13 protein-coding genes are annotated in these 14,923 nt (G+C 63.0%); 8 read left to right on the top strand and 5 right to left on the bottom strand.

Going from position 1 to position 14,923, the window contains the following annotated elements; genetic code table 11:
• The first annotated feature begins 99 nt into the window (after positions 1-99).
• Positions 100-918 (top strand): EAL domain-containing protein, encoded by an 819-nt coding sequence (locus tag ABD704_RS01165; protein ID WP_344697860.1) that lies wholly within the window; start codon positions 100-102, stop codon positions 916-918.
• Here ABD704_RS01165 and mfd read toward each other — a convergent pair.
• Positions 915-4,418 (bottom strand): transcription-repair coupling factor, encoded by a 3,504-nt coding sequence (mfd, locus tag ABD704_RS01170; protein WP_344697861.1) that lies wholly within the window; start codon positions 4,416-4,418, stop codon positions 915-917. The genes ABD704_RS01165 and mfd overlap by 4 nt on opposite strands.
• Positions 4,415-4,681, bottom strand: coding sequence for an FAD assembly factor SdhE (locus tag ABD704_RS01175; RefSeq protein WP_344697862.1), 267 nt, complete (start codon positions 4,679-4,681; stop codon positions 4,415-4,417). Before ABD704_RS01175 ends, mfd begins: the two co-directional genes overlap by 4 nt.
• Before the next feature lie 63 nt (positions 4,682-4,744).
• On the opposite strand from ABD704_RS01175, the gene recG reads away from it, so the two are divergent.
• Positions 4,745-6,805, top strand: coding sequence for an ATP-dependent DNA helicase RecG (gene recG, locus ABD704_RS01180; protein ID WP_344697863.1), 2,061 nt, complete (start codon positions 4,745-4,747; stop codon positions 6,803-6,805).
• Here the strand turns inward: recG and tyrS are convergent.
• Entirely contained in the window at positions 6,802-8,025 is a 1,224-nt protein-coding gene (gene tyrS, locus ABD704_RS01185; RefSeq protein WP_344697864.1) for a tyrosine--tRNA ligase, read from the bottom strand. The genes recG and tyrS overlap by 4 nt on opposite strands.
• Positions 8,026-8,064: 39 nt before the next feature.
• Between tyrS and ABD704_RS01190 the strand changes: the two genes are divergently transcribed.
• From ABD704_RS01190 to ABD704_RS01205, 4 genes are all read left to right on the top strand, one after another.
• Positions 8,065-8,610, top strand: coding sequence for a DOMON domain-containing protein (locus ABD704_RS01190; protein WP_344697865.1), 546 nt, complete (start codon positions 8,065-8,067; stop codon positions 8,608-8,610).
• A gap of 10 nt (positions 8,611-8,620) precedes the next feature.
• A complete protein-coding gene (locus ABD704_RS01195; protein ID WP_344697866.1) occupies positions 8,621-9,820 on the top strand; it encodes an exo-beta-N-acetylmuramidase NamZ family protein in 1,200 nt (399 codons plus the stop codon).
• An 81-nt stretch (positions 9,821-9,901) separates the two neighbouring features.
• The gene (locus tag ABD704_RS01200) at positions 9,902-11,299 is read left to right on the top strand and encodes a methyl-accepting chemotaxis protein (protein ID WP_344697867.1); all 1,398 of its coding nucleotides are present in this window, start codon (positions 9,902-9,904) and stop codon (positions 11,297-11,299) included.
• Positions 11,300-11,422: 123 nt separating this feature from the next.
• Entirely contained in the window at positions 11,423-12,094 is a 672-nt protein-coding gene (locus ABD704_RS01205; protein WP_344697868.1) for a DUF6975 family protein, read from the top strand.
• Between the two features lie 3 nt (positions 12,095-12,097).
• Here the strand turns inward: ABD704_RS01205 and ABD704_RS01210 are convergent, their stop codons facing one another.
• Positions 12,098-12,394: a PspC domain-containing protein gene (locus ABD704_RS01210; protein WP_344697869.1), complete on the bottom strand. Its 297-nt coding sequence runs from the start codon at positions 12,392-12,394 to the stop codon at positions 12,098-12,100.
• A gap of 262 nt (positions 12,395-12,656) precedes the next feature.
• Here ABD704_RS01210 and panD point away from each other — a divergent pair, with 262 nt between their 5' ends.
• Positions 12,657-13,073: an aspartate 1-decarboxylase gene (gene panD / locus ABD704_RS01215; RefSeq protein ID WP_344697870.1), complete on the top strand. Its 417-nt coding sequence runs from the start codon at positions 12,657-12,659 to the stop codon at positions 13,071-13,073.
• On the opposite strand, the gene ABD704_RS01220 is transcribed toward panD, so the two are convergent.
• Positions 13,060-14,190, bottom strand: coding sequence for a chymotrypsin family serine protease (locus ABD704_RS01220; RefSeq protein WP_344697871.1), 1,131 nt, complete (start codon positions 14,188-14,190; stop codon positions 13,060-13,062). The two genes, panD and ABD704_RS01220, sit on opposite strands and share 14 nt — an antisense overlap.
• 118 nt (positions 14,191-14,308) lie before the next feature.
• Between ABD704_RS01220 and msrB the strand changes: the two genes are divergently transcribed.
• Positions 14,309-14,803: a peptide-methionine (R)-S-oxide reductase MsrB gene (gene msrB / locus ABD704_RS01225; protein WP_344697872.1), complete on the top strand. Its 495-nt coding sequence runs from the start codon at positions 14,309-14,311 to the stop codon at positions 14,801-14,803.
• Positions 14,804-14,923: the final 120 nt, after the last annotated feature.

The following is a 14,923-nucleotide window of genomic DNA, read 5'->3' on the forward strand; positions in this document are numbered from 1 at the left end:
GACCTCGTCACTGTGCCGTTTCGGGTCGGGCAACGAGGTGCCGCTTCCGGGTCCCCAAGGCGATCGTTAGACCTTCTCTGCATGCATGGGTGGGATACGATGTTTGAGTGGGGTAGGCGGGCGTCGGATCGGGCAACACCGACGTCCGCTGACCCGGTCCGCGACCTGATGCTCGAAGGCGCGATTGCGCACGAGCAGATCGAGGTCTTATTTCAGCCTTTGATCGAGCCGAGCACGGGCCGGATCGTCGGTGCCGAGGCGCTTGCGCGCTCGCCTGTCGTCACGTCTGCCGAGGCACTCTTCGCCCGCGCGTCAGCGGCGGGGCTCGACGAGCGATTGTCGCGGCTCGTCCAGCGCAAGGCGCTTCGCTGCGCGGCCGCTTGGGAAGGCCCCCTCAAGGACCTCAAGATCTCAATCAACCTCTTGCCGCAGGATCTGGCGCGCGAGAATTTCGAACAATGGTTTCTCGATGAGATTTCCACCGCCGGCATCGATCCGGCGCGCGTCACCGCCGAGATTACCGAAAGCGCGCTGCTCATCGACCAATCGGCCGTTGCCGACCGATTGGCGAGGCTGCGGGATATGGGCGTCACCATTGCAATCGACGATTTCGGCACCGGCTATGCGAGCCTGGCCTACCTCACGACGTTGCCGCTCGACATGCTGAAGATCGACCGTGGACTAATTACGCACATCGTTGGCGGGTCGCGCGACCGCATTGTGGTGAAGGCTATGATCCGCCTTGCCCGCGAGCTTGGGCTCAAGGTCGTCGTTGAAGGCGTGGAAAGCACGGCCCAGCTGGCCCTTCTCGCCGAATGGGGCTGCGACCTTTATCAGGGCTTCATCGGCGCCGGAGCACTGACGCACGAGGAACTGACGCGCTTTGTCGCGGCCGTGCAGGTCGAAGCTGCCGCCTAAGCCGGTTCCAGCTCTTTTTTCGCCGCTGCTTCGCCTGCGGCCAGCGTCCGCGCTAGGCCCCGTGACAGCTGCAATGCCCCGGTTAGCCGAGCGTCCGGAGTTGCCCAGTCGCGCGTGACCGCCAGCTTGCTGTCAGGCCGCAACTTCGCCGAACCCTTCAACCGGTCGATGTAGTCGAACAGACCTTTCAGATCGGGGTAGCCACCGTCGGCGAACGTCACGACGGCGCCCTTCGGCCCGGTGTCGAGCTTCGCGATCATCGCCTTGCGGCAATTCAGCTTCACCTCGACGATCTTCATCAGGTTGGCTGTTTCGGCCGGCAACGGCCCGAAACGGTCGATCAGCTCAGCGGCAAAAGCATCGATCGCGGGACGATCCTCGAGCTCGCCGAGGCGCCGGTACAGGCCCATGCGCAAGTCGAGATCGGGGACATATTCTTCCGGAATCATGATCGGCGCATCGACGCTGATTTGCGGCGTGAATTCCTCGGTGCGAGCGGATCCGCCGGCCTTGAGGTCGACGATCGCGTCCTCCAGCATGGACTGGTAGAGTTCGAATCCGACTTCCTTGATGTGACCAGACTGCTCGTCGCCGAGCAAATTGCCCGCGCCGCGGATGTCGAGGTCGTGGCTCGCAAGCTGGAAGCCGGCGCCGAGATTGTCGAGCTCGGATAAGACTTGCAGCCGCTTCTGTGCCGCTTCGGTGATCGACCGGTTCGCCGGCATCGTCAGGTAGGCATAAGCCCGCGTCTTCGACCGGCCCACGCGGCCGCGAAGCTGATACAGCTGCGCCAGACCGAAGCGGTCGGAGCGATAGACGATCAGCGTGTTCGCGCTCGGAATGTCGAGCCCACTTTCGACGATCGTCGTCGAGAGCAACACGTCATACTTGCGGTCGTAGAATGCGCTCATCTTCTGCTCGACCTCTGTCGGGCTCATCTGTCCGTGTGCGGTGACGAACTTCACCTCGGGCACCTGTTCGGTAAGCCACTCCTCCATGTCGGGAAGGTCGGCGACGCGCGGAACAACGAAGAAGCTCTGCCCGCCGCGATAATGTTCTCGAAGCAGGGCTTCGCGCAGCACGACGCCATCGAAGGGGGTCACGTACGTCCGCACAGCAAGTCGGTCGACCGGCGGGGTCTGGATGACGCTGAGATCGCGCAGGCCCGACATCGCCATTTGCAACGTGCGGGGAATTGGCGTTGCCGTCAGTGTCAGGACATGCACGTCCGCCTTGAGGGCCTTTAGCCTCTCCTTATGGGCCACGCCGAAGTGTTGTTCCTCATCGACGATGACGAGGCCCAGCCGCTTGAACTCCACGCTCTTGGCCAGGATGGCATGCGTGCCGATCACGATATCGATCGAGCCGTCGGCAAGTCCCTCCCTGGTCTTTTTCGCTTCGGCTGCGGGAACCAGGCGGGAAAGCCGGCCAATATTGATCGGAAAGCCCTGCAGCCGCTCGACGAAGTTCGAATAATGCTGCCGTGCCAGGAGTGTGGTCGGGCCGACCAGCGCGACCTGCTTGCCCGACATCGCCATGACGAACGCGGCCCGGAGCGCAACCTCGGTCTTACCGAACCCCACGTCGCCGCAGACGAGCCGATCCATCGGCTTGCCCGCTTCGAGGTCGCCCAGCACGTCTTCGATCGCGCGTTCCTGGTCGTCCGTCTCGTCGTATGGGAAGCGGTCGACAAATTGCGGGTAGCTGGCGTCGCGCTCAGCGATGACGCCGGCGCGCGTGGCACGAAGCGCCGCAGTCTTGATCAGCTCGCCCGCGATCTCACGGATCCGCTCCTTCATCCGAGATTTACGTCGCTGCCATGCTTCGCCGCCGAGGCTGTCGAGGTTCACGCCCTCGCTTTCGCTGCCGTAGCGCGTGAGGAGTTCGATGTTTTCGACGGGAACATAGAGCTTGTCGCCACGTGCATATTCGAGCGCCACGCAGTCGTGCGGCACCTTGCTGACCGGGATCTGCGTCAGCCCTTCGTAACGGCCAATGCCGTGGTCCTGGTGGACGACGAGGTCGCCCGGCGACAGCGACGCCAGCTCCTGAAGAAAAGCGTCCGCGGCCTTGCGGCGCTTGCGGCGGCGGACGAGCCGGTCGCCAAGCATGTCCTGCTCGGTCAGCACCGCGACGTCCGGCGTCGTAAAGCCATGCTCCAGCGGAAGAACCAGCAGCGCCGCCTGGCTCTTGGCGCCCAGAGCCTCCTGCCATGTATCGACCAGTTTGAGCGATTTCAGGCCATGATCTTCAAGCAGGCCGGCAAGGCGCTCCCGCGCCCCGCGCGTGTAGCTCGCCAAGATCACCTTATCCCCGGCCTTGCGCAGCTTTCCGACATGCGCGGTTACCGCTTCGTAGACGTTAGCTTGCTGCGCGCGCTCCGGCGCGAAGTCGCGAGCCGGCTCGACGCCGAAAGAGATGGTGTTCTTGGACTCAGGCTCGGGGAATGGCGAGGCGCGATGGATCGCGCGCTCGTCCACGATCGCATCCCAAGCGCCGTTCAAAACATACAAGCTGTCGGGCTCGAGCGGGCGATAGCTGCCCGGCTCCCCCTCCATCGCGCGGACGCGGTTCGCATGATAATCCTCGATCGCCTCCCGACGGCTTTCGATCGCCTTGTCGGCGCCGGTGTCGCGAACGACGATGTCATTCTCACCGAGGTGATCGAACAGGGTCGCCAGTTTCTCTTCGAGCAGCGGCAGCCAGTGCTCCATCCCGGCCAATCTGCGGCTTTCAGAAAGGGCCTGGTAGAGCGGGTCCTGCGTCGACGTCGCGCCGAATTTCTCACGATAGCGTGAGCGGAAGCGCTTGATGCTCTCCTCATCAAGGAGGGCTTCGGACGCCGGCATTAGGGTGAATGAGGTCGCCTTGTCCGTCGACCTTTGATCGGACGGATCGAAGCGGCGAAGACTGTCGATCTCGTCCCCGAAGAAATCGAGCCGCAACGCCTGCTCGGCACCTGCCGGGAAAACGTCGATCAGAGAGCCGCGAACAGCATATTCCCCATGCTCGGCGACCGTGTCCGCGCGTTGGTAGCCAAGCGCGTGCAACTGCTGGACGAGCGTCTCTCGCTTTATCTGGTCGCCCTCGGCGATTTTCCGCGTGAGCTGACGGACGCGAAAGGGTGTCAGGACACGCTGCGTCGCCGCGCTTGCAGTGACGACGAGTAACTGCGGCTTGTCGCGCTTCGCCTGCAGCGCATTCAGCGTAGCAAGACGCTCGGCCATGACGCGCAACGCCGGCGAAGCACGGTCGTAGGGGAGGCAGTCCCAGCCCGGCAGCGTCAGGACCTCAACTTCCGGAGCGAACAGCGGCACCGTCTCGGCCAGCGCTCTCATCGCGGCCTCATCAGCGGCGATAACTACCGCACGGCCACCCTTGCTGCCGCCATGCGCGGCGCGCGCGAGATCGGCCGCCAGCCACGGGAGAAAGCCCGCTGGCACGCCAGCAAGCGTCAGCGACTGATCGGCGCGGAGAACGCGCTGCAGCGGCTCCGTCACCGCGAAATCCGGATGTAATCGAGCGTCTTGAGCTGATCGATCATCGGACCAGAGAAGCGCTCCGGCGGCTCGGCGGTTCCGTGTGCCCAGGCCATGATGTCGACGTCCTGCTCTTCCAACATTGCCGAGAACAGGGCGCGCTGCTCGGCGCTCCACCATGCGTGGTTCGCGTCGAAATAGCCGCCCACGAGCATGTCGGCTTCACGCGTGCCGCGATGATGCGCGCGCCAATGCAGGCGCTTCAGTTCAGGGTCGGAGAGCATAGGTTCCATTTAGTAAGTCGACCGCGCCATTGCGAGCGCCGATTGCGCTGTTAACAACTGCGCATGCGTCCTGAAATTCTCAACCCGGTCTTCGCCGAAGTCGAGGTTCTGAAGGGCGTCGGGCCGCAGGTGTCCAAGCTTTTGAAGCGGCTCGACCTGACGCGCGTGATCGACGTGCTCTATCATCTACCGACGGGTGCGATCGAGCGGATACAGGTGCCGGCCGCTAGCCCTGCCTTGCTGGGGCACAATGTGATCCTCGAGCTTACGCCCTATCAGACGCGTGAGAGCCGGTCGGGCCGGGGGCCGATGCGCGTGTTCGCGTCGGATCCCGAAGGCAACACCATCAGCCTCATCTATTTCAACAATCCGGGCTGGGCGAAGCGGAGCCTGCCGATGGGCGAGAATCGGATCATATCCGGCAAGCTCGAGGCTTACGGTGACGAGTGGCAAATCATTCACCCTGAAGTCGCCGAGCCAGGGAAAGGACCGGCGCCGGCGCTGCGCGAGCCCGTTTATCCGCTAACCGAAGGGCTAACGAACCGGCGGATGGGCGAGCTGGCCGCGGCTGCGCTCGAACGCGCGCCGGAGCTGCCGGAATGGATTGAGCAGAGCCTTGCCGCGCGTGAATGCTGGAGCGCTTGGCGGACTTCGCTCGCGCTCATTCACCGCGAGCCCGGATCGGCCGACGCGCGGAAACGGCTCGCTTACGATGAGATCTTCGCCAATCAGCTCGCGTTGCTGTTGCTGCGCCAATCGCAACGGCGGCATCGAACTGTGCCCCTTCCCGGTACCGGTGAACTCACGGCAAAGCTGCGGCTCCCGTATCAATTGACGGGCGCGCAACGGCGCGTGGTTGGCGAGATTCATGGCGACATGGCGCAGTCGTCTTCGATGCTGCGGTTGCTCCAGGGCGATGTGGGGTCGGGCAAGACGCTGGTCGCGCTCCTGGCGATGCTCGCCGCGATCGAATCCGGCGCCCAGGCTGCGCTGCTAGCACCGACAGAAATCCTCGCGCGTCAGCACTTTGCGACCTTGCAGAAGCAGCTGGACAGCATCGGTGTTCGGGTCGCGATCCTGACCGGGCGGGAAAAGGGTCGCCCGCGCGAGAGCGTGTTGATGGGTTTGGCCGACGGCTCGATCGATATCCTGGTAGGTACGCACGCGATCTTTCAGGAGAAGGTGGCCTACAAGAACCTCGGGCTCGCAGTGATCGACGAACAGCATCGGTTCGGCGTCTCGCAGCGGCTGTTGCTGGCGTCTAAGGCGGAGCGGACCCCGCACCTGCTGGTCATGACCGCGACACCGATCCCGCGCACGCTAACGCTCACCCAATATGGCGAGATGGACGTAAGCCGGATCGATGAGATGCCGCCTGGCCGGACGCCGGTTGAGACGCGCGTGATCAGCGAGGAGCGGCTCGGGGAGGTCATCGATGGCGTGGGCCGCCATATCTCGAACGGAGGCCAAGCCTATTGGGTGTGCCCGCTTGTCGAAGAGAGCGAAAAGAGCGACGCAGCCGCTGCCGGCGAACGTGCGCGTCTGCTTCGCCAGCGGTTCGGCGAGGAGAAGATCGGCCTTGTCCATGGTCGCATGAAGGGGCCGGACAAGGACGCGGTCATGGGCCGCTTCGCATCGGGAGAACTGGCGGTGCTCGTTGCCACAACCGTTATCGAGGTTGGCGTCGACGTTCCGAACTCAACCTTGATGGTGGTGGAAGGAGCGGAGCGCTTCGGCCTCGCGCAGCTACATCAGCTTCGCGGTCGGGTGGGACGCGGAACGGGAAAAAGCACTTGTCTGCTCATCCGTGGGCAGACACTCACGGACGTCGGCCGCGCCCGGCTCGCGCTGATGCGGGAAACCAATGATGGCTTTCGCATCGCCGAGGAGGACCTGCGCCTGCGCGGCCCCGGCGAAATCCTCGGCACTCGCCAGTCAGGGGAGGAAGCCTTTCGTGTCGCCACGCCCGAAGACGTAGAGGCACTTGCGCCAATCGCCCAGAGCGACGCGCAGTTGCTTCTCGACCGGGACGGCGGCCTTGCTGGCCCGCGTGGGCAGGCAGCGAGGATCTGCCTTTATCTTTTCGAGCGCGACCAGGCCGTCGGGCTGATCAGGAGCGGCTAGCTGACGAGCAGGCCGTGCTTCTTCTTGCCCAGGCTGACTTTGACCGGGTTGCGCGGAACCGGGATGACAAGGAACGGGTCGCTGATCACCTGATCGTCGATCCTGACCGCACCCTCTGCAATCTTGCGCTTGGCTTCACCGTTCGACGCGCAGAACCCGAGGCCGGTGAGCGCTTCAAGGACGGACACGCTGGCGCCGGTTGTAAGCGTCGGCAGGTTGGCGCCCGCGCCGCCACCTTCGAAGGTCTCTCGCGCCGTGACCGCAGCGGCCTCCGCCGCCTGCTTGCCGTGTAGCATTGTCGTAGCTTCTGTCGCCAGCACGATCTTCGCCTGGTTGATCTCCGCGCCCGGAAGGCTCTCGAGCCGCGCTATCTCCTCCAGCGGCAGGTCGGTGTAGATGCGGAGAAACCGTCCGACGTCGGCATCGGCCGTGTTCCGCCAGAACTGCCAGTAATCGTAGGGGCTCAGAAGCTCCTCATTGAGCCACACGGCGCCCTGCGCCGTCTTGCCCATCTTGGCGCCATCCGCGGTGGTGATCAGCGGGCTTGTGACACCGTAGATTTCGGTCCCGTCGATGCGCCGCGCAAGCTCGATTCCGTTGACGATGTTGCCCCATTGATCCGATCCGCCGAGTTGCAGACGGCATCCGACACGCCGCGACAGTTCCATGAAGTCGTAGGCCTGGAGGATCATGTAATTGAATTCGAGGAAGGTCAGCGGCTGCTCACGGTCGAGCCGCAAGCGCACGCTGTCGAAGGTCAGCATCCGATTGATCGTAAAGTGCCGTCCGACCTCACGCAGGAATGGGATGTAGGACAGCTCGTCGAGCCAGTCGGCATTGTTGACCATGATGGCGTCGGTCGGGCCGTCGCCGAAGGTCAGGAAACGCTCGAAGACCTTGCGGATGCCGGCGATGTTGGCGTCGATTTCCTCGGTTGTAAGCAGCTTACGGCTCTCGTCCTTTCCGGAAGGATCGCCGACCTTGGTAGTTCCGCCGCCCATGAGCACGATCGGCTTGTGGCCGGCCTGCTGCATCCGGCGCAGGAGCATGATCTGGAACAGGCTTCCGACGTGGAGGCTGGAGGCCGTGGCGTCGAAACCAATGTAGCCGGGAACCACCTGACGATCGGCGAGGGCGTCGAGCGCTTCCGCGTCCGTCAACTGGTGGATGTAGCCGCGCTCGTCGAGGAGCTTAAGCAAAGAAGAGCGGAATTCGTTCATATTTGCCGCTTAGCCTGATGCTCGAGAGGCTGCTACTGCATGGGCATGCAATTCAACCTGGTGCCGCACCCGACGACACCTCCGGCGAACCCGCCCTTCGAAATTTGGGCAAGCGTCGACTATGCTGGGTCGCTTGGGACGGTGGCAACGGCGAACATCTGGTTCGGCGTTCGCGCGCCGGCCAGCCGCTTCGTCATTCCCGTCTCGGAGGAGCCGAAACGAGCCTCGGGCCTTTGGGAAACGACCTGCTTCGAGGCCTTCCTTCGGGACAACGGTGACGAAAGTTACCGCGAATGGAATTTTGCGCCGTCGGGCGATTGGGCGGCCTTCGACCTGACAGCCTACCGGGCGGGTCATTCCGATGCCGAGGTGGATCCAGCGCCCTACATCCGAATGGAAGACAACCTCACGTGGTGGGGGGTAGGTGCGACGATCACTGTTCCCGCCGAACGCACGTGGCTACTCGGCCTTGCCGCGGTTCTCGAGGAGCAGAACGGCACCAAATCGTATTGGGCGATCGCCCATCCTGAAGGCGAGAAGCCGGACTTCCACGACCCCGTTTGCTTCGCCGCGCACCTTCCCTAATCACGGGAGCATGACCTTATTCGGAATCGACCGGCTCCTCGACGAGCCGGAGCTTCGTCGTCCACTCGAAGGAAAGCGCGTTGCGCTTCTGGCGCATCCAGCATCCGTCACCCGCGATCTTACCCACAGTCTCGACGCATTATTCGCCGCCGGCCTGAATGTGTCGGCCGTCTTCGGCCCGCAGCACGGTGTTCGCGGGGACCTTCAGGACAATATGATGGAGTCGCCGGACTTCACCGACCCAATCTACAACGTGCCCGTCTTCAGCCTTTATGGTGAAGTGCGCCGCCCAACTGGCCAGTCGATGGGCACGTTCGACACGATCCTCGTCGACCTGCAGGATCTCGGCTGCCGCATCTATACCTACGTAACGACCTTGCTTTACGTGCTGGAAGCCGCCGCAGAGCACGGCAAAAGCGTTTGGGTTCTCGATCGCCCGAACCCTGCCGGCCGACCGGTCGAGGGCCTGATCCTACGCGAAGGCTGGGAGAGCTTCGTCGGCGCGGGGCCCATGCCGATGCGTCACGGCCTCACGCTGGGAGAACTTGGGCGCTGGTTCATCGATCATTTCATGCTCGACGTCGATTATCGGGTCATCGAGATGGAGGGCTGGCAGCCCGACGAGGCGCCGGGCTTCGGCTGGCCGCCCGAGCGCGTATGGATCAACCCAAGCCCAAATGCTGCCAACGTCAACATGGCGCGTGCTTATGCCGGCACCGTGATGCTGGAAGGGACGACCCTCAGCGAGGGCAGGGGCACGACCCGCCCGCTGGAGTTATTCGGTGCCCCGGACATCGATCCGATCAAGGTGATGGCCGAGATGGAGCGCGTGGCGCCGGATTGGCTTCGCGGCTGCAAGCTTCGCGACGTCTCATTCCAGCCGACGTTTCACAAGCATGCTGGTGAACTAAACCGCGGCGTCTTCATTCACGCCGAAGGCCAGTTCTACGACTATGATGCCTTTCGTCCGTGGCGGCTGCAGTCATTGGCCTTCAAGGCCATCCGCAACCTCTATCCGGCTTACGATCTGTGGCGCGACTTCCCGTACGAATATGAATTCGACAAGCTCGCGATCGACGTCATCAACGGTTCGTCGCTGCTTCGAGAATGGGTCGACGATCCCGAAGCGGCGCCTAGCGACCTGGACGCGATCACGGTGCCGGACGAGCAGGCCTGGGTCGAAGAGCGCAAGCCCTATCAGATTTACTAGCGCCATAAGCCGCTTGGTTAACGAAGAAGTAGGAGCTTCTCCGTATCCCGCTTCCGAATAGTTTCGGGAGCAGGGCGGTCGATGGCCACTCAGGGGATCGAGGAAGTCACTGAAAACGCAATTCGTGCCGTGGCCCGGGATTGCGGCTCTTTGTCGATGGAGTGCAGCGACGTCGCCGGATACGTCAAAGGCGTCAGCGAGCGCATCTCCGAACATATGAAGATGCTCGACCAGCTCGAGGAAGTGACTAGCCGCCTGCTCGGCGACCAGGCGCGCGTTTCCGATTCAACCGACGAGGCCCGGCTCCTCGCTGAGCAGGCCAAGGCGAAGCTCGATGCTGGTCGTGAGGCAATCGAAGGCACAATCGAGGGGTTCAAGGGGCTTACCGAACTTGTCGTTCAGCTCGGCGAGCGCATGGCCGGCTTCGCCTCGGCGATGAACCAGGTGCAGATGGTGTCGTCGACTATTGAGACGATTGCCCGCAAGACAAACATGCTGGCGTTGAACGCGACCATTGAGGCCGCTCGCGCCGGCGATGCCGGCCGCAGCTTCGCGGTCGTTGCCGCCGAGGTGAAGAAGCTCGCGCATGATACGCGTGCGGCGACGAGCCAGATTGCTTCGACGATCGGCGAGCTTACCCGTGAGGCGGGTGCCGTGACGACCGAGATCAAGACGGGCGTTGAGCGCAGCCGCGCTGCCCAGTCAGGCTTCGGCACCATCAGCGACACTGTCCGCGAGGTGAGCGAAATCGTCGGGATGGTCGACCGTCAGACCGAGGGTATCGCCCACTCGACCAGCATGATTCAGACCAGCGTGGACCGCGTGAAGGCCGGCCTTACCGACTTTGCCGGTGATGCCCGCGCCAACGGCAGCGAGCTGCTCACCGCGCAGAAGCGGCTGGCCCATCTTGAAATGCTGTCGAACACCATGCTCGACACGCTCGCGAACTCGGGCGCCGAGATTGACGACACGCCCTTCATCCTGAAGGCTCAGGAAGCCTGCCGGCAGGTTCAAGCCGCTATCGAGGCGGCGATCGACAAGGGCGAGCTCACGGTGGATGACGTTTTCGACCGCGACTACAAGGTGATCCCCGGCTCCAATCCAGTGCAGTATGAAGTTCGTTTCAATGATGCCGCCGACCACTACGTGCGGCCTGTCCTCGATCATACGAAGGGCGTCGATAACCGCATCATCGGCACCGCGATCGGTGACATGAACGGTTATTTGCCGACGCATTTGTCAGAGCGGAGCCACCCGCAGGGACCGGATCCGGTCTGGAACGACGAGCATTGCCGCAATCGTCGGATCATGATCGACGACCAGACCCGTACGGCGCTTGCCAGCGACCAGCCGGCGACACTCGCCACCTACCGGATGGAACTCGGCGACAAGAAAATCCCGGTGAAGAACATTTATGTTCCGCTGTGGGTCAAGGGCCGCCGCTGGGGCAATTTCGAGCTTGCGTACCGCGACGACTGAGGCTTTTCGTCCCACCCCGGGACGAGTGTTTGCGAAAGCTTACGCCGCCATAAACTTCGTCTTTACGCCCTTGCGTTAGGACGTGCCGAGTAAGGGTTCGCCTTATTCGAGCAGGGGAGAGGAATGGCGGTCAGCCGGTCGGTCAATCAGCAGCCGGTTAGCGTTGCCGAAGCGCAGCTTGCCCGCGTCGCGGGTGAGGGGTGTGTACGTCATCCTCACTTGAATAGTCTGCTCGAAGCTTCCGGACCGCACCTGGCCCGCGACTTGGCAGACGCCGTGCACCTGCTGTGCAGCCTTCATGGCCGTCACCCAGGCCTCATAGATATCGCGCTCCAACGCTGCCCGAAGGGCGAAGTTCGCAACTGGCTCGACCGCGCGAGCGAGTCCTTCGAGCGGGAGCGGCTATACCTTGTCCGTCTAACTTCCGCTGTCGGCCCGCTTCCGAGCACGCCAGGTGCGGCAGAAACCGAATCCAGCCTGCAGATGGCGCGCCATGCACTCGAGACGCTTGCCGGCTCAGAGCGTAACGGTTGCGCCGTGGGCGCGGCGACCGCGCTCGTCTGCGATTGGTGGCCAATCCGCCGGCTTCTTGACCGCGCCGCGGCTCGCGTCAGTCTAGAATGCCCCGCGCCATCGCTGCCCGACGAGGGCTCGGTCATTACCGCGATCCATCGGGCATCCGAAACGGCCGCGAGCGAGCGGGCGCTGGCCTTTGGCGGGGAGCAGCTACTTCTCCAGCACCGCGCTCTATTCGATCTTCTCGACGCCCGCGCAGCGGCCCGCGGCGACTTCTAAGCTTTACGCGGCGAGTTTCATCTCGTCGCGGTTGTCCACCGTCTGCGTTGGAGCGGCCTCAACCGCCGTCGGCGCCTCGGAAGAGCGATTCTTCGGAGAAACAACGCGTGACAGAAGCACGATGGCTCCCAAGGCGAAATAAGCGATGATCGCCCACATCGGGCTCCACAGCACGCTCGCGGCGAACGGAACGCGCAGGAGCACGGGGTTGAAGCCGAAGTCCTCGCCGATCGCTTCGCACACACCCAAAATGGTGTGCGAGCGAAGCGGAAGCGCGACGTGATTTTCCTGCACCGACATTTTCAAACTCCTTGGCGAAAATTCCTGCATTCTACTGAGCAAGAGCCGTGCCAATCTCAAAAAGACCCGTATTACAGGGCGTTGCTCGATCGTGGTGACGGCCATTTGGGACGGATCACCACGTCAGCAGCCAAAAAGTTGGGAATTTGCACCGCGTGCTGCAAGCGCGATATTGCAGTGCAACATTGATATTCGACGAACGGATGCAAATTTAGTACGGGGCGCGCCGCTTAGGCGCACTTTAGGAGCGGGATTCGTTACGATGATGCGGATCATGATGAAGTCGAAGATCCACCGTGCGACGGTGACTCAGGCCGATCTCGACTATGTCGGTTCGGTCACGCTGGACGCCGCGCTGATGGAAGCGGCCGACTTGCTCGAAGGCGAGCAAGTGGCGATCGTCGACATTACCAACGGCGCTCGTATCGAAACCTACGTGATCCCAGGTGAGCGCGGCAGCGGCGTTATCGGTATCAACGGCGCGGCGGCGCACCTTGTCCACCCGGGCGATCTCGTGATCATCATGAGTTATGCCGTGCTAGACGATGCGGAAGCGCGCGCGCTCGAGCCGCTCGTGGTGCATGTCGACGAGAGCAACCGTATCGTGAAGCTCGGCAGCGACCCGGCGGAGCCGGTGCCCGGCTCCAGCCAGAAGCGCGGCGACCTTATCGCCGCTTAATAGGCGCCGCGACCATTAGCCGCCACGGCAGCGGCAGGTAGTCCGTCGACATATAATAATAGAAGTTGCACTGGCCCGTCGGCGCGCGATTGACGCCCTTGGCGATACCGAGCGCGACGGAGCCAATGAACACTGGCCCGCCGCTGTCGCCGGGAATGCAGTTCGGCCCTCGCACGGTGATCCAGGTTGGCGAGCAGGGACCACCACATAGCGCGCCCGGCGGAGCATAATCGGTCAGCTCGACCTCCGCGCAGCTGTAGCCGGAGCTTTCACCGAAGTGGCAGACGAAGTCGCCCGCCCTAGTGCTGTCGCGGTTCCGCCAGGTGGTTACCCGCCGCAGTGAGTCGGCGCCCCGATCGGAATGAAATAGTGGTTCAGTCGCCTGATCGCTGAGGTTGATCTGCACATCCCGGTATCCAACGCCGTCTTGCTCGACGAAGGGCAGTGGCAAGTTCGTGCCTTCCGGATCGACGTAGGTTAGTTCATCGGGACAATGCGCGGCCGTGGCGATTCCCGTGCGAACGCCGTCGGTGACCACGAATGCGTCCGTGCAGACGTTCCGGCGCCCCGTTTCAGCGTTGAGCCCCTCGACGCGACCGCCACCGTCTACGCTCATATTTTGTTCGATAAGCTCATTCACCTGGACGCGAACCGGCACCCCGCCGAGTTGCTCTGCTCGAGCACGGATCGAATCGAGGCCGAACTTCTGCGCGTCAGCGCTCGTGACGAGGAGAACGATTTCACCGGTTCGCTGATCGTAACCGGCACCGCGCGCGCCGGGCAGCTCGGAACGAAGGTCGATCAGATGCTTGCGCAGCGCCATGATCGCCTGTTGCCGAGTCGCCTTTGCGCCCGTCGTGAAAACAATCGGCACGCCGTCCGCAACGCGGTCGGAAACGGGCTCATCGCCCGTTAGGAGCACGACGATCCGGTAATCTGGCGAATGCTGGATCGAAATGCCGGCCAGCCGCGAGGCGAATTCCTGCGCAATGGCGTCGGTCGCGGGCGCGCTGGCCTGCTGGCCCTGCAGCCTGCGCAATGCTTCATCGCCAAGCACGCGATAGTGCGCCGCATATTGTACGGCATCGTCTGCCAGCGCTTCTGCTTGCGTCTTCACAGGCTGCGCGCTCGCCGCGCTTGCCATGCCACACAGAACTAAGAGCAATTTTCGTCGCATTCGTCCCCATCTATGCGATTCGCGTGATAAACGCGCGCCGAACGACAGGAGCCCCACCATGCCGCAGGATGCCCCAGCCACGACAACCGAGACGTTCGACCTGACGCCGCCGACCGATGTCCAGCTACACGAGCTGGTGTCCGATCTCAGCGACGAAGAACGCCACGTCCTGTTGGAGCATGGCACCGAAGCGCCGTTTTGCGGTGTTTTCCTGAATGAGAAGCGGCCTGGCGTCTTCACTTGCCGCCTTTGCGGCCTCCCGCTCTTCCACGGCGGGACCAAGTTCGAGAGCGGCACGGGCTGGCCGAGCTTCACGACGCCATATGCCACCGATCACCTCAAATATATTCGCGATAACAGCTACGGCATGGTGCGCACGGAGATCGTCTGCAGCCGCTGCGGATCGCACCAGGGCCACGTCTTCCCGGACGGCCCGCCACCAACCGGTGAGCGCTATTGCATCAATTCCGTGAGTCTTGCGTTCACGCCACTTGGCGAGCCTCTGCCGAACAAGCTGGGGCGCGGCGCTCCCGAGGGCGAGCCCGCAACTTAAATCGCCTAATTCGGTTCTGAAATGTGAATTCGGGTCGCGGCATCGTGGCCGGTCGGAAACCTGCATCCGATTTCGGATCGTTACGGCTTACGACCGCGTTGTTCTGACCAAGAAACTGGA

Origin of the sequence: Sphingomonas limnosediminicola (assembly GCF_039537965.1) — a bacterium.
In the GTDB taxonomy this organism is placed as follows: Bacteria; Pseudomonadota; Alphaproteobacteria; order Sphingomonadales; family Sphingomonadaceae; genus Sphingomicrobium; species Sphingomicrobium limnosediminicola.